The organism is Erysipelothrix sp. HDW6C, assembly GCF_011299615.1.
Classification (GTDB): Bacteria; Bacillota_I; Bacilli_A; order Erysipelotrichales; family Erysipelotrichaceae; genus Erysipelothrix.
The window spans coordinates 1,339,397-1,363,532 of the sequence record NZ_CP049861.1; the positions used below are offsets into that span (position 1 = coordinate 1,339,397).

25 protein-coding genes are annotated in these 24,136 nt (G+C 37.9%); 22 read left to right on the plus strand and 3 right to left on the minus strand.

Annotated elements, in window-relative coordinates; translation table 11 throughout:
• Nucleotides 1–8: 8 nt before the first annotated feature.
• From G7062_RS06395 to G7062_RS06405, 3 genes are read left to right on the plus strand one after another with little or no spacing between them, the layout of a single operon-like run.
• Nucleotides 9–1,733, plus strand: coding sequence for a V-type ATP synthase subunit A (locus tag G7062_RS06395; protein ID WP_166065084.1), 1,725 nt, complete (start codon nt 9–11; stop codon nt 1,731–1,733).
• Between the two features lie 12 nt (nt 1,734–1,745).
• The gene (locus tag G7062_RS06400; protein ID WP_166065085.1) at nt 1,746–3,191 is read left to right on the plus strand and encodes a V-type ATP synthase subunit B; all 1,446 of its coding nucleotides are present in this window, start codon (nt 1,746–1,748) and stop codon (nt 3,189–3,191) included.
• A 1-nt stretch (nt 3,192) separates the two neighbouring features.
• Entirely contained in the window at nt 3,193–3,783 is a 591-nt protein-coding gene (locus G7062_RS06405) for a V-type ATP synthase subunit D (RefSeq protein WP_166065086.1), read from the plus strand.
• Between the two features lie 156 nt (nt 3,784–3,939).
• On the opposite strand, the gene G7062_RS06410 is transcribed toward G7062_RS06405, so the two are convergent.
• Nucleotides 3,940–5,169 (minus strand): glutamate-5-semialdehyde dehydrogenase, encoded by a 1,230-nt coding sequence (locus tag G7062_RS06410; protein ID WP_166065087.1) that lies wholly within the window; start codon nt 5,167–5,169, stop codon nt 3,940–3,942.
• Between the two features lie 8 nt (nt 5,170–5,177).
• Nucleotides 5,178–6,008 carry a glutamate 5-kinase gene (gene proB, locus G7062_RS06415; protein ID WP_166065088.1) on the minus strand — a complete coding sequence of 277 codons (831 nt, stop codon included), beginning with the start codon at nt 6,006–6,008 and terminating at the stop codon, nt 5,178–5,180.
• Between the two features lie 222 nt (nt 6,009–6,230).
• Between proB and G7062_RS06420 the strand changes: the two genes are divergently transcribed.
• The 3 genes from G7062_RS06420 to G7062_RS06430 all read left to right on the plus strand — a co-directional run bounded on the left by G7062_RS06420 (nt 6,231) and on the right by G7062_RS06430 (nt 9,215).
• A complete protein-coding gene (locus tag G7062_RS06420; protein ID WP_166065089.1) occupies nt 6,231–6,743 on the plus strand; it encodes a ClbS/DfsB family four-helix bundle protein in 513 nt (170 codons plus the stop codon).
• A gap of 119 nt (nt 6,744–6,862) precedes the next feature.
• Nucleotides 6,863–8,566, plus strand: coding sequence for a phosphoenolpyruvate--protein phosphotransferase (gene ptsP / locus G7062_RS06425; RefSeq protein WP_166065090.1), 1,704 nt, complete (start codon nt 6,863–6,865; stop codon nt 8,564–8,566).
• Nucleotides 8,556–9,215, plus strand: coding sequence for an HD domain-containing protein (locus G7062_RS06430; protein ID WP_166065091.1), 660 nt, complete (start codon nt 8,556–8,558; stop codon nt 9,213–9,215). Before ptsP ends, G7062_RS06430 begins: the two co-directional genes overlap by 11 nt.
• Nucleotides 9,216–9,235: 20 nt before the next feature.
• Here G7062_RS06430 and G7062_RS06435 read toward each other — a convergent pair whose 3' ends face one another.
• Nucleotides 9,236–10,015 (minus strand): hypothetical protein, encoded by a 780-nt coding sequence (locus G7062_RS06435; protein ID WP_166065092.1) that lies wholly within the window; start codon nt 10,013–10,015, stop codon nt 9,236–9,238.
• A 102-nt stretch (nt 10,016–10,117) separates the two neighbouring features.
• On the opposite strand from G7062_RS06435, the gene G7062_RS06440 reads away from it, so the two are divergent.
• The 16 genes from G7062_RS06440 (at nt 10,118) to G7062_RS06515 (ending at nt 23,823) form a co-directional block, all read left to right on the plus strand.
• Nucleotides 10,118–10,282, plus strand: coding sequence for a hypothetical protein (locus tag G7062_RS06440; RefSeq protein ID WP_166065093.1), 165 nt, complete (start codon nt 10,118–10,120; stop codon nt 10,280–10,282).
• Between the two features lie 176 nt (nt 10,283–10,458).
• The gene (locus G7062_RS06445) at nt 10,459–10,908 is read left to right on the plus strand and encodes a hypothetical protein (protein ID WP_166065094.1); all 450 of its coding nucleotides are present in this window, start codon (nt 10,459–10,461) and stop codon (nt 10,906–10,908) included.
• 501 nt (nt 10,909–11,409) lie between these two features.
• Nucleotides 11,410–11,745, plus strand: coding sequence for a hypothetical protein (locus G7062_RS06450; protein WP_166065095.1), 336 nt, complete (start codon nt 11,410–11,412; stop codon nt 11,743–11,745).
• 120 nt (nt 11,746–11,865) lie between these two features.
• The gene (locus tag G7062_RS06455; protein WP_166065096.1) at nt 11,866–12,099 is read left to right on the plus strand and encodes a helix-turn-helix domain-containing protein; all 234 of its coding nucleotides are present in this window, start codon (nt 11,866–11,868) and stop codon (nt 12,097–12,099) included.
• A gap of 386 nt (nt 12,100–12,485) precedes the next feature.
• Nucleotides 12,486–12,917 (plus strand): hypothetical protein, encoded by a 432-nt coding sequence (locus G7062_RS06460; protein WP_166065097.1) that lies wholly within the window; start codon nt 12,486–12,488, stop codon nt 12,915–12,917.
• Between the two features lie 20 nt (nt 12,918–12,937).
• Entirely contained in the window at nt 12,938–13,381 is a 444-nt protein-coding gene (locus tag G7062_RS06465) for a phage tail tube protein (protein ID WP_166065098.1), read from the plus strand.
• A 21-nt stretch (nt 13,382–13,402) separates the two neighbouring features.
• Nucleotides 13,403–13,720 (plus strand): hypothetical protein, encoded by a 318-nt coding sequence (locus tag G7062_RS06470; RefSeq protein ID WP_166065099.1) that lies wholly within the window; start codon nt 13,403–13,405, stop codon nt 13,718–13,720.
• Between the two features lie 188 nt (nt 13,721–13,908).
• Nucleotides 13,909–14,172, plus strand: a complete 264-nt coding sequence (locus G7062_RS06475) for a hypothetical protein (RefSeq protein WP_166065100.1) — start codon at nt 13,909–13,911, stop codon at nt 14,170–14,172.
• Nucleotides 14,169–16,475 carry a hypothetical protein gene (locus G7062_RS06480; RefSeq protein WP_166065102.1) on the plus strand — a complete coding sequence of 769 codons (2,307 nt, stop codon included), beginning with the start codon at nt 14,169–14,171 and terminating at the stop codon, nt 16,473–16,475. Before G7062_RS06475 ends, G7062_RS06480 begins: the two co-directional genes overlap by 4 nt.
• A gap of 8 nt (nt 16,476–16,483) precedes the next feature.
• On the plus strand, nt 16,484–16,921 hold the full coding sequence (locus tag G7062_RS06485; protein WP_166065103.1) for a DUF6711 family protein: 438 nt from the start codon (nt 16,484–16,486) through the stop codon (nt 16,919–16,921).
• A 12-nt stretch (nt 16,922–16,933) separates the two neighbouring features.
• Complete coding sequence (locus G7062_RS06490; RefSeq protein ID WP_166065104.1) at nt 16,934–18,580, plus strand: hypothetical protein; 1,647 nt, start codon at nt 16,934–16,936, stop codon at nt 18,578–18,580.
• The gene (locus tag G7062_RS06495; protein ID WP_166065105.1) at nt 18,580–20,529 is read left to right on the plus strand and encodes a DUF859 family phage minor structural protein; all 1,950 of its coding nucleotides are present in this window, start codon (nt 18,580–18,582) and stop codon (nt 20,527–20,529) included. Before G7062_RS06490 ends, G7062_RS06495 begins: the two co-directional genes overlap by 1 nt.
• 126 nt (nt 20,530–20,655) lie before the next feature.
• Nucleotides 20,656–21,075: a hypothetical protein gene (locus G7062_RS06500; protein WP_166065106.1), complete on the plus strand. Its 420-nt coding sequence runs from the start codon at nt 20,656–20,658 to the stop codon at nt 21,073–21,075.
• Entirely contained in the window at nt 21,075–21,836 is a 762-nt protein-coding gene (locus G7062_RS06505; RefSeq protein ID WP_166065107.1) for a peptidoglycan DD-metalloendopeptidase family protein, read from the plus strand. The genes G7062_RS06500 and G7062_RS06505 overlap by 1 nt, the downstream gene beginning before the upstream one ends.
• 172 nt (nt 21,837–22,008) lie before the next feature.
• Nucleotides 22,009–22,677, plus strand: a complete 669-nt coding sequence (locus tag G7062_RS06510; protein WP_166065108.1) for a hypothetical protein — start codon at nt 22,009–22,011, stop codon at nt 22,675–22,677.
• An 804-nt stretch (nt 22,678–23,481) separates the two neighbouring features.
• Nucleotides 23,482–23,823, plus strand: a complete 342-nt coding sequence (locus G7062_RS06515) for a hypothetical protein (RefSeq protein ID WP_166065109.1) — start codon at nt 23,482–23,484, stop codon at nt 23,821–23,823.
• Nucleotides 23,824–24,136: the final 313 nt, after the last annotated feature.

Below are 24,136 nucleotides of genomic sequence, written 5' to 3' on the forward strand. Positions count from 1 at the left end.
GGATCACAATGAGTACAGTTTATTGGATTAATGGTCCGATTCTTAAAAGTAAAGACGTTGATAACTTTGTAATGTCGGAAATGGTTTTTGTTGGTGATAAACAGATCATGGGTGAGGTTATTGGGATCGCTGATGACTTTGTTACCATTCAAGTTTATGAATCAACGACATCCATGCGAGTCGGAGAGGCAATTACACATACTGGTTTACCCTTAAGTGTTGAACTGGGACCCGGACTTTTGGGAAATATCTACGATGGAATTGGCCGTCCTCTAAAAGGTTTATCCGCGAAGTATGGCTCATATTTAGATGTGGGTCAGTCGATGCGTACATTACCTGATGATAAGACATGGTCCGTTTCATACCGCGTTTCAAAAGGAGATACCGTATCTCACGGGCAAATTTATGCAACATTTGCAGAAACAGGTTCAATTGAGCACCGCTTGATGGCGCAGTCGTCGGGTGTTGTTACAAGTGATTGTATTGACGGCGACTTCAGGCTTGATGATACTGTTTTAACACTTGATAATGGTGCATCATTTACATTATCAGAGAAATGGGCAATACGTCATGAACGCCCTGTTGCACGTCGCATAGATGCGAAAGAACCTCTGATTACAGGTCAACGCGTTATCGATACTTTGTTTCCCATTGTAAAGGGTGGGAGCGCAGCAATACCAGGAGGCTTTGGAGCAGGGAAAACCATGCTTCAACACCAATTGGCAAAATGGTGTGATGCAGATATCATCGTTTATATTGGTTGTGGTGAACGTGGTAATGAGATGGCGCAAGTTCTTGAAGAGTTTTCAGAGCTTGTTGACCCTAAAACAGGTCGCACATTGATGGAGCGTACAATTTTAATCGCAAACACCTCTAATATGCCGGTAGCGGCTCGAGAGGCATCGATCTATACTGGAATCACATTTGCTGAATATTACCGCGACATGGGCTACCATGTGGCTCTTATGGCGGATTCGACGTCCCGTTGGGCTGAAGCGTTGCGAGAGTTGTCTGGTCGTCTTGAAGAGATGCCAGCTGAAGAGGGTTTCCCAGCATATTTGGCTTCGCGTCTCGCGCAATTTTATGAACGCAGCTCTTTTGTGGACACACTTAATGGCGATATTGGTTCAATAAGCATTGTTGGCGCAATTTCTCCTCAAGGTGCTGATTTCTCAGAACCTGTAACTCAAAATACACAACGATTTATTGGATGCTTCTGGGCATTGGATAAGTCACTTGCATACATTCGTCACTTTCCATCCATCAACTATGTACAGAGTTATTCCGAGTACACAGTTCAGTTGCAAGGATGGTATAAAGAAAACATTGCTGAAGACTTTACGGACTTACGACAAATGGTATTGTCTATTTTAAACGAAGAAACAAGTTTGATGGAAATTGTGAAACTTATCGGGCAAGATGTTCTTGCTGACCGTCAAAAGTTAACACTTGAGATGGCGCGCGTCATACGTGTTGGTTATTTACAACAAAATGCCTTCCATAAGTTTGACAGTTCGGTATCGTTACAGAAACAATATGCCATGCTTAAGTTGTATAAATATACGATGGAACAATGTCAAGAACTCTTGCATCAACGCAAAACGATGTCTGCCATCGTTGAAACCCGTATATTCGAAGAAATTATTGGACTAAAATATGTTATCGATGAAGATTTAACGCAATTCGATGCATATACTAAAAAAGTTGATGATGCACTCGCATCAGTAGCGTAGGAGGTACCAACTATGAGTGTCTATTTTAAAGGATTATCAAGTATTAATGGTCCTCTTGTTGCCTTAGAAGGTGTTGAAAATGCCTCGTTTGATGAGTTGGTAGAACTTGTTGATGACAACGGTCATACGCGCTTGGGTCGTATTATTGAACTCCAAGGTGATCGTGCCTTGATTCAAGTTTTCGAAAGCACAGAAGGTCTTTCCAAGAACAATGTTGTTTCCAAGTTGACAGGAAGACCCATTGAAATTGGTCTTTCTGAAGAAATTTTGGGTCGTGCATTCAATGGCTCAGGACAACCAATTGATGGACTTGGCCCCAATTTTATTGAAAAGAGTGCCGATATCAATGGTCGTGTCATTAATCCTGTATCCCGCATCTATCCGCGTAATTTCATCAATACAGGTGTTAGTGCAATTGATGGATTGAATACACTTATCCGCGGTCAGAAGTTGCCGATTTTTTCAGGAAGTGGTTTGTCACACAATGAATTGGCAGCACAAATCGTCCGCCAAGCAAAACTGCATGGCGCCAGTGGTGAGGACTTTGCGATTATTTTTGCAGCAATGGGTGTAAAACATGATGTTGCTGCATTCTTTAAGCAAACATTTTTGGATCATGGGGTTATGGATCATGTTACCATGTTTCTAAATCTTGCCAATGATCCAATCATTGAACGCATTCTCACGCCACGTTTTGCCTTAACAGCAGCTGAATATCTTGCCTTTGAGAAGAACATGCATATTCTTGTTGTCATGACGGATATTACATCATACTGTGAAGCGTTGCGTGAGTACAGTTCATCAAAAGAGGAAGTTCCTGGCCGAAAAGGCTATCCGGGTTACCTCTACTCTGATTTAGCTTCAATGTATGAGCGTGCAGGTTGTATTGAAGGAAGTACGGGATCACTAACACAAATTCCAATTTTAACAATGCCTAATGATGACATATCTCATCCGATTCCGGATTGTACTGGATATATTACCGAAGGACAAATTGTATTGGATCGAAATATGACCCAACAAGGAATTTATCCACCCATAAACGTATTGCCATCTCTCTCACGATTGATGAAGGACGGAATTGGGGAAGGGTTAACACGTGTGGATCATTCCAGTGTGTCGGCACAATTGTTTGCAGCCTACGCGAAAGTTATTGATGTGCGAAACTTAGCCTCAGTTATTGGTTTGGATGAGTTATCCTTACATGACCAAAAGTACTTGTCGTTTGGAAAATTATTCGAACACTACTTTGTAGGTCAAGGTGATAAAGCAAATCGTAGTATTGAAGAAACACTGAATATTGGCTGGTATTTGTTGTCGCTGCTTCCAAAATACGATCTTGATCGCTTGGATGAAGAAACACTCAATACATACTATAACAATGAAGAAGCGGTCATCTACTTTAATCAAAACAGCCCATCACTTGTAGACCCAGTCTTGTTCTCAGGATCAAACTAGAATGCTAATTACCAAGGGAAATTTACTTGCCAGTAAAGAATCACTGCGTTTAGCGAACTTGGGCTATGAGTTGATGGATCGCAAGCGCATCATTCTGATGCAAGAACTATCAAAAATGATGGATGATGTAAAAGAGTTAAGAGATGTTATTGATGCTGCCTATGATGAAGCATACCGCGCGTTGCAACGCGCAAACGTCAGCTATGGTGTCATTGATCGGCTTGCTCAGTTAATGCCTGTTGAAGAGGATATCACCATCGTGTATCGCTCCGTAATGGGAATTGACATTCCCAAAGTAACATTGCAGGAATCCGATGTGAAGATTCCGTACGCACTGGGTCTTTCCAATTCAAGATTGGATGAAGTTTATCTCAAAATGCGGCAAGTTAAATACTACACAGTGAAGTTAGCCGAACTGGACAATGGCATGTATCGGTTGGCCAAAGCGATTGAAAAGAGTCGTAAACGTGCTAACGCTTTGAATCTCATTGTGATTCCAGACTTAAAAAAGAACATCAAGATAATTTCTGAAGCGCTTGAAGAGAAAGAACGTGAAGAATTTATCCGCATGAAACTTGTAAAAAAAATGTAGAGGACGTTGTGTCCATGACAAAAAAGACAAACATCGTTAGAGTTTGTCTTTTTTTGATAGTTAGTATATGTGTCAGAAAAGAAGAAATCTAACGCGTGATTGCCACTGAGTTAATCGTGAGCTTCATGTTTTAAGTGGCAAGTCCTCTTTAGATGACTAAGGGCGGATGTGTCCATTACCATGAACGAGGTATTTATAGGACGTTAGATTTCTAAGGCCGACTGGTCCACGCACGTGAAGTTTTTGCGTGCTGATCCCAATCTCTGCTCCAAATCCAAATTCAGCACCATCTGTAAAGCGGGTAGAGGCATTTACATACACGACTGCGGAATCAACTTCGTGTTGGAATTGTCTGGCTGTTTCTTGATTCTCTGTGATAATTGCTTCAGAGTGATGGGTACTGTAATGATTAATGTGCTTTATTGCCTCATCAATGTCTGCAACTACCTTGATGGACATTGCTTCAGCAAGATATTCCCGTGCAAAGTCTTCGTCGTGTGCAGGAAGAATATCAACAACGTTGCGACTGTGTTCGTCCCCATAGAATGTTACGGATGGCATTGAGTGAATAAGCATTGGCAAAAATTGTGACGCTATATCTTGATGAACAACAAGTGATTCCATTGTATTGCAGACACTCAGACGCTGTAACTTGGCATTTTTGATGATTTCAAGAGCCATCGCACCATCAGCATCTTTATCGACATAAATATGACAATTACCAGCACCCGTTTCAATGACAGGGATTGTTGCATGAGCGACAACAGTTTGGATAAGCCCTGAGCTTCCACGGGGAATAAGCACATCAATGATACCGTTCATGGTCATCATTTCGTTTGTAGAAACACGGCTGGTATCTTTGATTAGTTGAATCAGGTAGGGATTGCAATTGTGTTGAATTAAGACATCCTGAATGATTGTTTCTAACATTGTATTTGTTTTGATGGATTCCTTACCGCCTTTTAAAATAACAACGTTGCTACTTTTAAAACATAAGGCAAAAGCATCAAGGGTAACATTTGGACGGGATTCGTAGATAATGCCAATTACACCCAAAGGGACACTTACGCGTTCGATATCAAGCCCGTTTTCAGGGTAAATGGTTTCTTGGCTCACACCGATAGGATCAAGAGCATTAATGAGGGACGCAAGGCCTGCAATCATGCAGTCAATACGTGCATCATTAAGAATCAAGCGATCAACGAATGCGAGATCATAGCCAGCTTCGCGTGCGTTATTGACATCCAATTGATTGATCGTTTGAATCCGCTCTTTATGCGTATCCAAAGCGATAGCGAGATCTTTTAGGATGCTATTTTTCTGTGTAGTTGTTAGCTTGAGTGCATCGTGCTTTGCTTGAAGTGCATTGTTTCCAATTGTTTTCATAGGTCCTCCTAGAGATAATCTTCAATTCTGAATTGTGCTGTTGGCTGTGGTGCGAAATATGTCCCAATCTCTGAACCAGTAGTGATGTCTTGAATAATTCGCACATCATGACCGTTTGCGAGAACCATACAAGCACCATATTCCGTAACAATCTTAGCAGCATCAATCTTAGCATGCATGCCACCGGTTCCAACCGTAGATGAACTGGTTTCTTTTCCCATTGCCAAGTGGCTGTCTGTGATCTGTTCAATATGACTAATTAGGGATGCAGTGGGGTTTGTGTTGGGATCGTCGGTGTAAAAACCATCAATGTCCGATAAGATTATCAATGCATCGGCGTCAATAAGCGCTACAACAAATGCAGACAAGTGATCATTATCACCGAACTCAATTTCGTGGGTGGCTACCGTATCATTTTCATTAACGATGGGAATCACACCCATTGCTAAGAGCTCTGAGAAGGTGTTACATGCATTATCACGTGCTTCACCCTTTAGAACGGTATATTTTGTCATTAACACTTGCGCAACCACGATATTGTATTCCGCAAACAAACGTTGGTAGTTCGTCATGAGTTTTGCTTGCCCAATTGCTGCAAGAGCTTGTTTTTTTGCCATTTCACGGGGAATTTGGTTGAGCTGTAGGGCTTGACGCCCTACAGCTTGTGCACCTGAGGAGACAAGAATAAGTTCCTTACCTTGGCTTCGAAGGTCTGCTAACACTCGTGCCAACTGTTCGAGCTTTGCATAGTTGATATCACCGGTTTCTTTATGGGTGAGTGATGAGGACCCAATCTTAATTACAATGCGTTTTGCGTTCATTATTTCTTTACGTTTCATAGTGTTACCTCTCATGAAGTATCATACACCAATCATGAACGATTTTGAAGATGTGTTGAGGCTCAAAACGTGCGAATCATGTTGCTGTGGTGCAAGTGTAAATGTGAATTCAAAGATACTTAGTTTAAGGTTTTGCAAACCCAAATCAAAGTCCGTTAACGCACAGCTTGCATGATATACTTAAACATATTAAAATTGAAGAAGAAAGTAGGGAGAAAAACTATGGCAAGAGCTTCGATTAAAGAGGATTTAATTCTTGACTCCAATGTAGGATATCGTGATCTAATGGCACTTATTGAAAACATGGAATCGGATTTGCACACTGAGTTTCTTTTTGAGGATCGGGACCGTTCAGTAAGGGATGTACTCGCTCATCTTCACGAATGGCATAATTTATTTTTTGTTTGGTATGAAATTGGAATGGCTGGAGACATCCCAGCGATACCGAAAGAAGGCTTTACATGGAGCACAATCGGGGGATTGAATGAAGCGATTGTCGCTGATTATGCGAACGTTTCTTACGAAGAGACGTGCAGTCGTTTTATGGCCAGTCATGCCAAAGTTATGGAAATGATGAATAATCATACAAACACGCAACTTTTCAAACGTTACGAATATGCCTGGACAGGAGACACTGTTTTAGGATCGTATTTTGTGAGCACGGCTCCGAGTCATTATGAATGGGCCATCAAAAAGTTAAAAAAACAACAAAGATTACTCAAGAAGATAAAATAATTGCCGAAAGAGACAAACGTCTCTTTTTTCTCATAAGAAATCTTTCGGAAAGACTTTGATAACGGTATCAAAAATGATAGAATGAGTATGATGTGATTAGGAAAAAGGAGATTTAAATTATGATTAAAGGAATTGCTGCTTCGGCAGGTGTGTCAGTTTCAAAAGTTTTTAAATTACAACATCCTGTTGTCAATATTGAAAAACGTGAAGCAAACGTAGAAGAAGAAATCAAGAAATTACAAGATGCAATTGTGGCAACACAAAAAGACATTGAAGCAATCAAAGCGAATGCTGTCGGACGTCTTGCAGATGAGGAACTTGCAATTTTTGATGCTCACTTGATGGTTACACAAGATCCTGAGTTCATTGGACAAATCGAAGAACAAATTAAAAACGACTCGGTCAATGCTGAGTATGCAGTACACGAAGTATCATCCATGTTTATCGGCATGTTTGAGTCCATGGAAGATCCATATTTCCGTGAACGTGCAGCTGATATTAAAGATGTTACATACCGTATGCAAACGCATATCTTAGGCTTGATTATTCCTGACCTTACAACTATTAATGAAGAAGTTGTGATTGTTGCTGAAGACCTAACACCTTCAGATACAGCACAGTTAAATCGCCAATTCGTCAAAGGATTTGCAACTGAAATCGGTGGTCGTACATCCCACTCAGCAATCATGGCACGTAGCCTTGAAATTCCTGCTGTTGTTGGTGCGGGCTCACTTTTAGATAAATGTGAACACGGTGACAGTATTATTCTTGATGCAATCGATGGTGCAATCATTTTCAAACCAACGGAAGCTCAAATCGCTGAGTACACTGCAAAAGGTGAAGCATTTGCAGCCCACAAAGAAAGCTTAAAAGCGCTTAAAGATGCTGAATCTGTAACAACAGATGGTCATCATGTTGAACTTGCTGGGAACATCGGTACACCCAATGATGTTGAAGGTGTTGTCAACAATGGTGGTGAGGGTGTTGGACTTTACCGTACAGAATTCTTGTACATGGACGCATCTGAATTACCAAACGAAGAAGATCAATACAATGCTTACAAAACAGTGTTAGAAAACATGGCACCTGGACGTGTTGTTGTTCGTACCTTAGATATTGGTGGAGACAAAGAATTATCATATTTGAAGTTCCCACACGAAATGAATCCATTCCTTGGATACCGTGCAATTCGACTTTGTTTAGACCGCACTGATATTTTCCGTGTTCAGTTACGTGCATTGTTACGTGCAAGTGTCCATGGTAAATTGAGCATCATGTTCCCAATGATCGCAACAATTCAAGAATTCCGTGACGCCAAAGCACTATTCTTAGAAGAAAAGAAAAACTTAACTAAAGAAGGCGTTGCAGTTAGTGATGATATCGAACTTGGTATGATGGTTGAAATTCCTGCTGCAGCAATCTTAGCAGATCAATTTGCTAAAGAGGCTGATTTCTTCAGTATTGGAACCAATGATTTAATTCAATATTCAATGGCAGCAGACCGAATGAATGAAAAAGTTTCATACCTTTACCAACCGTATAACCCATCAATCTTACGCCTTGTTAAGATGACAATCGATGGTGCACATAAAGAGGGTAAATGGTGTGGTATGTGTGGTGAAATGGCTGGAGACGAAAAAGCAATTCCATTATTACTTGGTCTTGGCCTTGATGAATTCTCAATGTCAGCATCATCCATTTTAGAAGCACGTCGTATTATTCGCGACTTAAGTTTTGCTGAAATGCAAGAACTTGCCAATACAGCATTGAATATGTCAACAACTGAGGAAGTCCTTGAGTTGTTGGCAAAACATGTTGCTTAAGGAACAAGTAGCAACATTAAAGCAGATTGACACTCACATTCAGGTGTATTTTGCCCATGAACAAAGTGGTCATGACTATAATCATATCAAGCGTGTCGTAAATCTTACGTCACGCTTGATTGCTATTGACGACCCTCAGCGCTATCTGGCTTTATTGATTGCTTACTTTCATGACGTCTTCGATGACAAGGTCAACCCAACACACGATCTAAAGAGCTCGCTTATGAGTCTTTTTAGTGATTGGAATCTTGATTTTGCAGAACTTACTGAAGATATCATTAATGGTGTTGCACAGATTGGATACAAAGGGGGTTATGGCGTACGTCATAAAACCTATGCGGCACAGTATGTTAGTGATGCCGACATCCTGGATTCAATGGGAGCGATGGGTATCGCGCGAACATTCTATTATGCTGGGTCCAAGGGGACACCGCTTTATGATCCAAAACTTGAAAATGTCACCTATACGACAGAAGAAGAGTATCGAAGTGTTCAACGAAATGCGATTGCACATTTTGATGAAAAACTCTTGAAACTCATTGACTGGATTGAAACACCTAAGGCGAAAGTAATCGCTGCTAAACGCCATGCATTAATGGACCAGTTTTATGTTTCGTTCTATGATGAAGTCGCCGAATCAGACATCTAAAAAGCAGCCACTCGGCTGCTTTACTTGTATAGAGACACATGTAGGGATATGGGTTCTTTGGAAGTGACAAAACTGTGGTCCAAACTTGATATATAGCGGTAGCTTCCGTTTGTGAAGTAGGCTTTAACGTGTATATCTTCGCGTAATAATTGATTTATGAAGTTCACATTGTCTGATGGAACAGAACCAATGTGGAAATGCTCTGTTTGTTTGACTCCCGCATGAATATCCAAACCATCAGCAGTATTATTAACACGAATTGTAACAAAAGGAAGGTCGCCATACTGATATCGCCAAATTTTCTTATCGATATGACCAGATTTCAAGAGTACTTCGAGTCTGTGGTCGTAGACTGGATTTTCTTGAATGAGGTCGTAGGCATTCATTACTTTTGCGAGTTCTAATACTTCAGATTGGAATCGCGATAAATTGATTATATCAAACTGATAAATACATTCAGGTTCAACAACGGTTGATACACTTTGGTTTGAAGTGTCTTCAAAGGCATCATCAGATACGACATCATCGTCAATTTCCGGTTCTTGGTCAATGATATCTTCAATAGTTTCTGTCATCTCATCTTCACTAAGAACATCGGTTGCGAGTGTATTAGTGGTCGTGTCGGCGGCAATCAACAATTTAAGCATTAAGTGTATGCTTAGACCAGAACTCAGTAAACCTGCCGTTCCGAGGATTAAAGCATATACCACTTGATTTGATAACCCTAGGTATAGTGCGTATGCAATCATTCCGAATCCCAGAACATTAAGGACTGCATAGGGTATAATTTTAAGTTTCATGAATAAACTCCTTTCATATAGTGTACCGAATTGAACAGCAAACGGCAATGCCTTAAACGTAAAGATGTGGTATAATACACTCATGTATCTGAGGGGATCATTATGAAACGTAGAGACGAGTATCGGAAATTTAAGATAGTCGCATTGCTCGCTTTTTTGGGTGGATGTGTACTGGGGTTTATGTATAAAAATTGGGAGATGGGTTTATTCATCGGATCTCAGTTTGCAGTAATTGGAATTGGCATCGCAAGCATGATTCAAAAATAATAGTGTGTAAATACATGTTTTTTGGTGTATTATAAGTGTGCGACCATTAAACACGCAAACGTCGCAAGGGACAGTCCAATTGTTGGGGACTGTCTTTTTTTTGTGAAATTCAAGAAAAATTGGTATTAAATATCGAAAGGTTATATAATATACAATGGAAATAGGAGGAAATTAGAATGAAAAAGATTTTAGTTACATTAATGGTCTTATTCGTGCTAGTGGGATGTTCAAAGAAAGAGGAAGTCGTTGAACAAACACATAACTGCCGAAATGATGTTAAGGAGAGCTTTGTTCCTTATCAAATTAACGTAGTACATACTGGAGACGATATTGCATCATATGAAATGCTAATTGATATTAAGGCAGAAACACCTGAGGAAATTAAGGCAATTCTTGATAACCCATCAAGTGCAACATACCTTGCTGATTATGCAAGCATTCCTTTTACAGTAAAGGAGTTATCAGATACAAATGTTGAATTGTCATACATCCTTACAGAGGCTGATAATGGCGCATTGATTCAAACATTGTTCAAAGCTGAACCGACTGCAACAGATTTTAAAGCATCTACGCTGATGGAATCAATCCAAACAAGTGGCGTAACATGCCGTCTTGCAATTAACTAAAAAACGCATATGCGTTTTTTTTTATATTAAGTTAATTTAGAGTTAGTGTATTCCTCGTAACATATGTACAAACCTCAACCAAAACGAAACATCTACTCAGAAGGGGATTTCCTCCTACACACAACTTCTTAGAAGCAATAAATAACAGTCCCCAATTTTTAAGCAATTAAGCACGAGCTTTTTATCATGGTTAAAAATAACAATGTTGAACTTAGTAAATAAAAGTATACAACAATATTTTTATTATTTAATCGTTGACTCTCAATATGGCTGTGGCATAATAGATTCATAAGAATATTAATTGGTGCACCAAATTTGTCGTATACTTACGCTAAAATGTAGAGTAGAAGATAAGGAGAGTGGCACAATGAATCAGAGTTTATTAATGGTTTTTTTTCGGTTTAAACAGGAGTGGTGGCATCTGCATCACTACGTTATACTTCCGAATGAATTCTCACACTATAGTGATATTTTTTTTCGTTCTAAAAGAGTTTCGACAGTATGAAGCTAAGAATTCTTGCTAAGAATTATAATGTAGTATTCAAGGATTCTATAGATTTAAGTAGTGAACACGATGAAAATGCAATTATATATGGACGATGCAATGTTCTAATTAATGAAATATCAATCAATAATGAATTGGATGTGCAAGAATTAAGAATTACACTAATGCACGAGGTCCTTCATGCAATCTATGATCAATTCGATGATGCGCTTTTCTATGATGAAGAACACATTTCGAAACTGTCTGTTGCACTGACTCAAATCTTAATTGATAATAACCAATTTCGATCATTGTATATTGAATCGAAACATACGCATTCGCTTAAAGATTAAAATAATATAATTGAATGCTGGATTTCCAGTATAATCTGTAATATGTTTCGTTCTATCAATGTAGTTAGTATTTTTTACTTATATCGAATCGAGACACTAAAATTAACCATGGAGGTCGGAATGAAAGTTAAGCTAAGAAAACTAGATTCAATTTCTAAACGATTAAAACACTTAAGACTTGTTAATGATATGAAACAGTATGAAGTTGCCGCATTGTTCAATACAACTGCTTCAACAATAGGATTTTATGAACGCGGTGTTGTAGAACCTAACGTTCAAATAATTATTGCCTACGCCGATTACTTCGAAGTTACTTGTGATTGGCTGCTTCGAAACAAGTCTGATAAGTCCTAAATATCCAAACTTAAACACCAGAGATTCTTAGCTGGTGTTTTTTGTATGAGTCTGTAATCACCATGTTTAATAAAAGAATACAATTGATTACAAAAGTGTGCTATATACTTTTTTCTTGCGTTTGTTTTCTAAAAAAAACGAGGTTCTTTTCATTGTTATTAAATTGTGAAATCGTGGCATATAATATGCATGTAAACGAGGAAAGGAGCACAAATAAGTTGAATATTTCGTACAAAGAGTTATCAGAGCATAAATTGTCGCAAGCGATATATGTACGAAGTGATTTACTCTGTAGTTTACACTGCAAAGACAATTGGTGGCTCACAATTGATATTCTTATAAATATGGTGTTTGCCAACTAAAAATAAGGAGTAGATAGAGAAAGTATGAATGACTTAAATTTTATAAATGACCTATTCCTTCAGATTTTTGAGGTAATGAAGAATGGGTTAATTGACTTAGATTCTGAACGTGATGATATCCAGATTATATTAAATGGTTCTGATTGGAAGAGGGCCCCATCCATCGTTTTGGGATTGGGGAATATCTATCGAAATGGGGAAACTCTAGATAAGAATGAGAAGATATGGTCGATTAATATTGATGCGTTTGTAGTTGTTAATGAACTGGATGAATTGAAACGACAAAAAATAAGTACAGAATTACAGGAATATGTTTTTAAAGTTTTATTCAATGAGTATGGTTTTGACTTTGAGCAAAATCAAATTGTTGAAGATCTAGAAATCAATACATGCGGAAGTGTGATGAAATTCACATGTATGTACGATATCGAAAAACAAATAATTTATAGAAAATAACAATAGGAGGATTATAAATTATGGCAACAGTAAAAGCAGTATCAGATGTAGGAACAAAATTAAACCACGCAGCAATTGGCGTAGATGGAGTTATTCCAGCTACTGGATTTGAGATGTTAATTGGTGTTAAAGCAACACCAGCAAAGGGACAAGATCCTGAGCAATTAGATGCAACAGAACTTCATGATGACCGTTCAGCATCAATTCCAGGAAGACAATCCATTCCAGCACTACAATATACTTTCAATTATACGAAAGATAATTCAGAGAAATTAAAAGACGTTGCAGGTAAACGCCATGCTTTCTTAGAAACTTTGCCTGAAGGCAATGGTTTCTTAATTGTTGGGGTCCTCAACTACTATTCTAATGGGATTTCACTAAATGCAATTCATGAAGGAACACTTTCAGTAGTTGCAGAATCAATTATTGAAGTATCAGATGTCGCAGCATATTTAGCGAAATAGACTGGGAAGACAGAATAACACATGGTAGAAAACAAAAAAATTGAGATTAATGGTGAAGAATATACATTCGAATTGAATCGACGTCAAATTATCAAAGCAGAAGAAGTATATGGTGTATCACTGGTTGATATGCAGTCACGTGTAATCAGCCAGTCTTACAAACTTTGGTGCGCTGGATTAGATATGCATCATTCAAATATATCAATTGAAAAAAGAATGGATTTGTATGATCAATACAATGAAGAAAAGGGTCTTTCAATGACGATTGTGAGTTATCTCATTAATCGAATTACAGCTTTCGTCAGTCCCACTCAAACAAATACAGTAGAAAAAGATTAAATAAGCCTCAAATTGAAGATAATCAAGATACATCGAAAAACTTAGATAGTTCTGGAGAATATCAAAGTACACATCAGTATTTTGATTATCTTTTTCCGTATGCAATTGAGTATGGAATGACGTATGAGGATTATTGGTGCCATTCAGATGAAACTCTTTTTTGGGCTTATGTTGAAGCAAATCAATTAATGCAGAAACGAAAGCGCGATTATGATAATCAAATGGTGTGGTTGAGTGGGTTATATATTCGAAGTGCAATAGGGTCGTGTTTCTCAAAGTCGGAATATACTGAGCCTATTAACTTAGATGATATTGAAAGAAGATCAGAGATGACGAGTGAAGAAATTCTTCAAGAAGACCAAAGGCACGCTGTATCTCTATCGCAGATACAAATTGCGCGTGTAATGTCACTTTTGAACAAAGAGAGAACGGAAGGGAGTGGTGATAAATGAAAAGTCAATTAGAAATTGTAAATGATTATGCTCCAGAAAGTATCGACAAAATATCTGAGTCGATACAAAAAATGCTTGATAGTTTTTCGGGCTTAACTGAGATGACTAATGGCTTTAACAAGTCGCTCAAAAGTCTAGTGTCGAATACTGACAAAATACAAGCCAGTGTTGCGAAATCCAACAAGGAGACAACAAACTGGACAAAATCATTATTAGGAGTAACCAAAGTATCAAAGAATTTTCAGGAATTACATAAAACTATAAAAGGTGTATTTGATAATACACTTGCAAGGAAGATTGAAGGCATAGCAAGCCCAATCCTCACATTAGAAACGAGTTTTTCTCTTGCATCTGCGATGGGCACTAAGATGAGTACTAGGTTAATGGATAGTTTCAGTCTATTATCCGAGACAGTCTCGACTGTATGGAAAAATTTCACACCTGTTGAGAAAGTGAGTATGGGATTGAGTTTGATGACTGCCAGCATTGAATGGGCGGCTTCTGCAGGAAAGAAACTTGCTGAAGAAGGTGAAATGACCGCTACATCACTTTTAAATGTTGGTGGGAGTGCGCTATCTGCCGCAGCATCGGGAGCTGTAACTGGATCAGCATTTGGACTGGTGGGTGCAGCTATTGGAGGACTAGTCGGTTTAACAGTTGGTCTGGTTACTTCATTTTCAACCTGTACGGAAGAAATGAAGAAAGTTAAGTTTGAGGCAGCCCTCTTTGATGGAATTGGTTTACCAATTGAAGAGTTTGCCACTTCAGTTACTGATGCAATGGTTGCAATTGGTAAATCATCTCAGAAAACAGTTGAATGGATAAATACTTATAATGATTCCAGAGAGGTTATTGGAAATACAATTTCTGATTTGGAACTGTTAAATTCTAAATTATCAAATAGTGCATATTCAATGAATATTGATGATATTAACTTGATGAATAAATCGCTGGAAAATCTAACTGACTCAGTTAAGGAGAGTGGTGATGCATTTACCAATGCATCAATTTCAGCAACCCAGAAGCTTGTAGAAGAGGGAATAATCAGTCAAGAAACTGCTGATTTAGTAGTATCAAATGCAATTCGAAAAGCTCAAGCAGAAGGTGATGCCGCAACGGAATACTCTACAAAAATGAAGGATCTTCAATCGCAATTAGATCAAGGCGCTATTTCAAATGAAGAGTTCCGGGTTCAATCACAGAAATTGAGCGAAGAGTTTAATAAGAATGTAGAAGTATCGGACAAATATTCCAAGGCATTAGAGGGTATTAACCTAGGACTCAATGAAAAAATTGATCTTAAAAACTTTACAGCAGTACGTGAAGCTACTGAAGAAATTAGTGATGCATATTCATTACAAGGCAAGGCTCTAAGGGATAATCACAACCTTATGTTGACGAGTAATCAAGAAGCAATAGAGGCAAGTGAAAATCAAATAGCCATTATGGAAAAAAATGGTGAGAAGGAGACTGCGGAGTACGTAAAAATACAAGAGGAGTTAACGGCTCTTAAGGAAACTCGAGAAGGTTTGACGACATCATTTGAAAATGAGAGTGACAAACTCGATAAGTTAACTGCTTCGTCATTTGCTAACATGTTAAACCAAATGCATTCTACTGGTAATGGTATGACAGATGAAGCAATTGAGATGAGTGATGAAATCGTTGCAAAGCTCACTCAAATGGGTTATCAAGTTGATGTTGAACCTGGATTTTTAAAGAGTATTAAAGATGCAGAAGGAAATATACTTGAAGGATATGGAACACTTGGAGAGGATGCAGGTTCAGAGCTTTATGGAGAGCTGACAGCAGGAGTAGCACGTGCAACCGGTTGGATTGCCTCGAATCCTGGTGAATTAAATGTCAGAGCAAATACGAGTAATGCTTTCTCTAAAGTAAAGGAGTTAGAGAGTGACATAAGTGATATTAGTCCCAATATGGATGTATCCGTCACCTCTGTACCGAAAAATTTTAATTTCTTTGGGCCGGAAGGTTTTAAAGCGATTCTTGGAACTTTTGGAATATCATCCTACGCAACAGGAGGTTTTCCAGATGGTGAAAATGGATTATTCTTTGCTAATAGCACCGAACTCGTTGGTCGATTCACAAATGGTAAAACTGCGGTTGCTAACAATGAGCAAATTGTCAGTGGTATTGAACGAGGAGTTACTGCAGCGATGATAAAAGTTATGTCATTAGGTTCTAAGAAAAATGAACCAAGTATCAATGTATATTTAGACAGCAAAGATATCGCGAAGAAAGTAATGCTCCGTGGACTAGAGTTAGAAATGGTAAGGGGGTAGATATATATATGGAAAAGTCATTGATAAATTCATTTGAAAAACGTCCCAATTGGACTATTCGTTCGGTTAATGGAAAAAAAATGAATATTCTTCCCCAGTCTGTTGTTCATGAAATGGCCATAATTGAGCGTGATAGCTATGAGGATATAAATGGTAATTTGCATAGAAATATACTTGGAGTTAAAGATAAATTTACACTCGCATTTCCGGCCATGTATGAATCTGACTTTGAGATGCTTTTAAGTATCGTGACAACTGGGGAACTTGTTGTTGAATATGAAGAGTTTGATAAAACTGATCAAGTTCTTGAAGGTTTATTTTATCGAGGAACGATTAGTAAAGTTCCTTACCAGTTACTCGGGAATGGTCAGTATCTATATAATGCAGGAATTACGATTGAATTGAATTCTTATAATGTACGAAGATTAAAGATTGATAATGGATAGGAGATAACGTTTATGTTAAATGTAAGTAAAAAGTTAGTTGAAGCATATGCTTCACAAACAGTTAAGACTCTTCGTCATCAAGCGTCCATCAGTAATCGTGAAACGGGTGAGGTTCAAATTATTGCTGCTGGCATTAATTTAATTGTTGAAGATATTGGAATTGACGGTAATCCGATTGGGAAATTTCCAATCGGATCTATCCGATTTGATTTAGTTGGAGATGTAACACATAGATTCTCTGTAAATGGATTATACGATGTTGTGATTACTGATATATACGAATTTGATGATGGTGAGAATGAATCCGTTGTAGGAAAAAGATATCAAATTACGAGTATTGAATTTGATAAAGGATCTAAGACGACAACATTCGAAGGGTACGACATAGCAAATAAACTCAACGTAGAATACATCAATATTGATATTGAGTACCCTACAACATTCAAATCTTTCGTAAAATCGTTCTATGAGTTTCATGGTATTGATGCCGATTTATCCAATTTATTCATGAGTGATTTTCTAATCGAATCGAAACCTGCTTATGATAGTGGCACGAGTGCACTTCAGGTTGCACGTGATATTGGGAAATTCGCCCTGTCTGTACAATTTGTTAATTCGATGAATGTGATTAAATTTGTTAGAGCGAGTGAAATAACAAATGCCGACTCGATTCACAATTTCGATGGGTCTGTGAAAGCGTTCCAACAAAGCGGAGATAACTTCATGAGTTTAGGAATCAACACCTTGGTACTTGGTTTAATTACTGATATCGATAGTGAAAATGTCAGTCACTCAGATGACTTAATGGTATCCTATGATGGCGTTGTTGAGTTGCGCTTAGATGATATTCCATTCATATGGAATGATGACTTAAAACGAGAAGTCATTAATACGATGTTCGATGAGATAAAAGGATTTAAATATAAAGCATTTACTCTTGAGGATAAGATGTTTATGTATGAAATTGGAGATACTATTTCTCAGAGCGGCTTGGCTGAAGATAACAGTAATTCAAGACTTGTTGTTTTGGGTAATACCACGACGAAGCAAGGGTCAATTATTACGAAGTATTCCGCGGATTCGCAGACGGTTGAAGAGACTGAAAATAAGTGGAGTAAGCTATCAGAAAAACGGAGAACAGAAATCCTTGTTAATAAACTTGATGGCCGAATAAAGGCTATCGCTGAAAAAACATCAATCATCGACGAACTAGGAGAAAAATTACAAGAACAAAGCGGAATTATCTCTCTAACAGATTCAAATTTACAGATTGAAATAGCAGATCGAATTAAGCAAGGTGAGGATCTAATCTCTCAAACCTCTACGTTAATTGACCAAACAACGGAGTCAATTCGACTTGAAATTACCAAAATGGAAGAGAATGTAGATGGATTAAATGAAGAGATGAGTCAAGTTAAAACATACTTTGAGTTCTCTGAAGCGCTAACGATTGGGAAAGTCGATAGTCCCTACAAACTCATCCTGGGAAGTGAAAGTATGAAATTTATGAATAATAATCAAGTTCAAACTGAAATAAGTAGGCAACAACTATTTACAACAAAAGTTACAATTCGAGAAAGTCTTAATGTTGGGAATCATATTATTGAGAAATCTCCTTTTGATAGTAATAGAACATTGTGGAGAGGAGTGAAGACATAATGGGTGCATTTAATAATAATAGAGATTATGTGTTGGATATACGCTTATCACAACGTAGTCAAAATGTCGTAAATAACACATCTACGATTGCTGTTTCTCTTGTTATGAGAAATATATCATATGGTTCTGGATATTATAGTGGTGGGTTAGTTTTTCCCTATAGTTTGACGGTAAATGGTAGCGTTGTTGCCACAGGTAACAAAGCATATGATTTTCGCAACTATAAAGAACTGGAGTTGACGAGCACTACGCTAACAATTAAACATAATGATGATGGTACAAAAACAGTATATGCAAGTGGCAGCTTTTCAGCGCATGCCTCTCTAGGTTCAGCAACGTCAAGTGCTTCACTGAATTTGAGTGCTATTCCGCGAAAATCTACAGTTTCTGTTCCTAATTCATTTGTAATGGGTAATCCATTACCCGTATCTCTAGGGAGGGCCCACAGTCGCTTCAATCATCGCGTTGTTCTGACGATACGTCCAGGTACAGGAACTGATATAATCTCTGTTTCAAATGTTGCCACAAATACGGTGTTACAGATGAATGATGCTCAAATTGAAAGTCTCTGCCGTCGAGTACCTAATGATACTAAAATTACAGTATACGTATGGGTTGAGACGCTTGATGGATCTAAATCGTTAGGATCAACATCAACCGCAGTAATTGCAAATGTTCCTGGAAATGTTGTGCCTTCAATTCAAAATGTTACAGCAGAACCAATTGAAGTCAATCCAAACTATCCACTGCATTGGGAAGCCATTTATGCTGGATTTACTCTCATGACATTAAAGGCAGGGCCAACAAGTGGTAAATTTGGATCGGTAGTGAAGAAAATTGATATAACTGCTACTGATTTTTCATCAAAAGAAAATCTATTCACAAAATCAGGTGATAAGACAGTTACTGCACTTGTCACAGACAGTCGGGGAAGAACAGCTACAGTTAGTTCAAAATTAAAGGTGTCTGAGTTTGAGTTTCCGAAAATGAATATATCATTTGTCCGGTGTGATAAGGATGGAACAGTTAATCAATTTGGGAAATATGGGCGCCCTGTTGGCAAGATATCAGGAAAAGGTCGACATTATATTTATTTAATATACAAAGAGCGTGGTACGACACAATGGCAAAGTTTGAATACTGATAAAGAGGGAGTAAGAACTCCTATAGGATCACTCATTAATATAGTCGCAGAGGGTGCTGAACTACACTTCTTAGATCGAATGACTAATGTAAATATGCCTGGTCAACAAGAGTATTTATTTCTTCCGGAATTAAGCGTTACAAAATCATATGATATGAGACTTGTTGTAGCAAGTTTCTATAATCCCTTTACACCACTTACAAAACCGATGGTTGTTGAATCTGAGCAAGTTGTTACAACAACTAAAGTAGCTCTTGATGTCGGCGTTGATAACATTGGTGTTGGTGGCATATTTACGCCAGGAAGAGGATCGTTAGATGTTAAGGGACAAATTTATCAGAATGATGGTATAAAAGTTGCGTCAGAAAAGGACTCAATTAACATAATTCGTGGAAATGGGAATGGGCAAAATGAGAATTGGAACGCCGTTGCAAATACGAATTATGGTTTTACATTATTAAGGATAATAAGTGATTCGAAAACTGGACTGTTCTTTAAAAATCCTAATAATCGCTCTATTTACATAACAAAAGATGCGAGAGTTGAATTTGCAACTACACACGTTTTCACGAAATCAACTGCAACAGGGTACGGAATTCTTCAAATAGCTTTACTTCGGAACGGTACAGAGTCGATAGTTACACGGTCGGTACAAGGTATAGATAGTTCTGGATATACTGCTCAAAGTTGTAGCGCTATAGTAGATTGCAAAGCCGGCGATGTTCTTTATATGCAATGTCAATTTGCGACGGCAGGAGCTATTCTTACCTATCACTCAACTGGCTTAACTGTTAAAGAACTCTAAAACACTTAATCGTTGAAATGAAAATAAAAATGACGGGTGAAATTTACGGGTTATGGGAATGCTTTTGTAAATCTTGGCAATTTCAAGCTGCAAAATTTGTGAAAGTATATATTATTAGGAGGAAATATGAAGGAATTAATTTTGAGAATTATCGAACCCCCCCTTGGTGTTGCATTAGCTTTACTTCCGCTTTCAATATTGGCTAAGAATCTAATTGGTGCAGGGCATTCGATCCAAGAAAATGCATTTAATTTGAATTATCTCAAACGAGGGCTATTCAAAGGGATACTAATATACTTGGGTATAGGCATTATTTCGTTGATGTCTTTGTTATCAAACGAATTATTTGTGGTGATTAATGATGTGACTTACACACTCGTAAATGGGGTAACGGTGATTATTATGGGTGCGGTAATGGTGTACATAATTGATACATTTAAGATCCTTCAACTAGTGTGGAGAACGTCAACAACAGTAACGATTGAAAGTGATAGAGTAAAAAGCCAAAAAGACAGGACGTTTTGTCTGCAGGAGGAAAAGAAATAGTGTTATTACCAAAAATGTTAGACTACCTGCGAAGTCCAGTTAATTCATCGTGGGTTAATTTCGAAGGTCACAAAGACGGTTCAGCAATGGATCTAGGATTCTTCATTGGAGAGCCTACAAATCAACTAATTCACGCGTCAGCGGATGCAAAAGTATTTGAAGTAAGTTATGACAGTGCTGCAGGTAATCTTATTGTGCTTGGTTCGCAGTATTCAAATACTCATGACCTTTGGCTTGCGAATGCTCATATGGAGTCATTACCAACGCTTAAAGCAGGTGAAACCGTTAAATTAGGTCAGCAATTAGGACGCATGGGTAATACAGGTCAATCACATGGACCACATGACCATTTCCGTGTATCTATCGTGCCGAAGGGAACTCCGTTCACTTGGTCAAACTTTGATAAGTATCGAGTTGATCCATATAACTATGTTTATGCATATGCAGACCAATATGTACGTGGTATGCGTGTTAAACCAGCAGTACCATTCGTAGTTGCTGGTGGAAGTGAACTACCGATTGTTGTAGAGGTTGGAAACTTCTCACCTGACCGCGTTATTAACGTTCGCGATAACCCAAGCACAAAAAATGGTAACGTTGTTGCGACATATGAGCCAGGAGAATCGGTAGCCTATGAGGGGTATGTAAAGAATGAAGGGTACATTTGGTTGACCTATGTCAGTTCTGCCACTGGAGAACGTCGTTATATGGTATCAAGCCCAAACGTTCAAGGAGAACCTGATTGGGGAACCTTTAGTTAATGGATAGTAACGATACAAAATTGTTAAGAGCGATACATGAGGTTGATTCCAAAGTAGTTGAGTTAAAATCAAATCTCGACAATGCGGTTGAAGCAAGATTCAAAGATCATGACCGCAGGCTTTCTTCGCTTGAGTCTAATCAACGATGGGTTTCTCTTGCGGTGATAGGCGCTTGCCTAACTGCAGTAATGACGATCATATTGAAATAGTAAACGAGCCACCTTCTAAATTGAGGGTGGTTTTCCTTCGTTTATATGCATTATTTACATATGAGGAGGTATATCATGAAAAAAAAATTATGGTTTTAGGTCTATTAGTTCTGACAATAAGTCCTATTGGTATCAACGAAACTTCGGCAGATGAGTCCACATTCGTTAGCGAATTAAGACTAGGCTCAGCAAAAAATACCTCGCCGGCAACTGGTGTGGTGAAGGTTGCATCTAATAATGCATACACATATTCAAGCTATAGCGGTGGAGCGAGAGTTAAAAAACTTCCAATTCAAACCGAATGGCTAGTTCATGAAGAAGCATACGACAGTACTGGACAAAGATGGTATCGTGTATCGAATAACGAGTGGATTAAATGGACTGATATCACAATTGTATATTTGGAAACTATCACTAGTGGCGTAATCAAGGTTAATCACCCAACCCCAATAGCAACCTGGACTAGTTATTTCGACCACAGAACTGTCGTAGGGTACATCCCATCAAACACAAAATGGAAGTATGATAAAGTTGCAACTTTTAATGGAATGGCTTGGTTTCGAATTGCTCATAATAATGTCACTGGGATCAGTCAATGGGTTCCAATGATTTATGTTAACGTAGAATACTAGATAAGAAAAGCGCAAATCGCGCTTTTTTCTTCTTTTTGCTAGTAATAGATTAGCAACAAGTCTTTGTAATTTTAAAATAATTGAAGGACTTTTCAGGTGCGATTAGTTTTATGAATAACTTTATACTGAGGTGATCATATGCAAATCGGAAAATATGTAATCAACGACAGACCTATCACTCACATCGACTGCAGCCACAGAAAAATATACATTCACCATAACAATGGACTTACTTAGTGCTATACTTCGTTGAAATCATTTGAATCAGATACGTTCATACGCGTCTCACACCAATCTTAGTAAATTGCGGCAGAGTCTCACATTATGATGGTCATAAAATAATCATGGATGATGGCACAGTTCTCTATGCATCTAGGTCGATGCGAAATAAAATATATACTGTAAAAGGGTAAGGAGTATATAAACACACTAATAAATTGTAAGTATCGAGTCCTATCCAATAAATATTACTTCAATTTCATTGACATGACCCTTTCATAAAGCAGGCTTTTGATATGATTGAGTTATTACATCAAACAACACACAAGCAAGACTCACACAAACTCTTTCTACCTTGGTTTTTAAATTGGTTTAGATTACAAATATTATTAAGATTGTAAGCTCAAGTTTACACCGATATTATAAATATAGTACACTAAAATCAAAAAAATATAGGGCTTGCATTACTATTTCTCTTTGATATGTTTTAAATACAAGAGGGGAAGAAGTAGTAGGGGGTTAATTGTAGAATAATTACTAATCAAAAGATAAGGAGAATAATTACGAAGAGATTATTGAAGTCAATTGTTCTATTTGGTTTTTCTATTTTTGATGATGGTCCGTGCAATTGTGCCGATTGATGCGAATGAGGATTATGTTCCAGAAGGATTTAAAGAAGCAACAGAAGAAGAAAAGCTTCAATACAGAGAAGAGGGAACAGAAGATATTCAATTCATTCAACAAGTGTACAATGATAACAAATTTACACAGGAGTATTTGGACTCAAAACCTAAGACATGGACCGGAATTTACGATCCACAAAAAGAAATAGATTATCGTACAGCATTCAGTTCTGTAACGTGGTTGGTGAGTGGTGGTCAAAAATCTCTTAGTATTACAATCAAAAGTAGCTATTACATCGGGTAAAAGAGAGATCTTGGGTTGCACTCTATTATTAACGTGCAAATGATTATAATTGGGTTGTTGCAAGACGAACCAATTCTACTTCAGATGCCAGTATGTATGATCAGTATGTGTGCCACGCAGATTGGCCAAGAGCTTAAAAAAACTTGGAATCTAGAGCCTCGGAGAGCAAACTTAGGATATTGGGGGTTTGTCGGTGTAGGGTGCAACGGATAGTTTAAAAGAGATATTCATTTTTGAGTATCTCTTTAAAATGAAATTAATATGTCAATTACTAATGTTAATATTCCCAAAACGAAAGAAGGAAAGAATACCT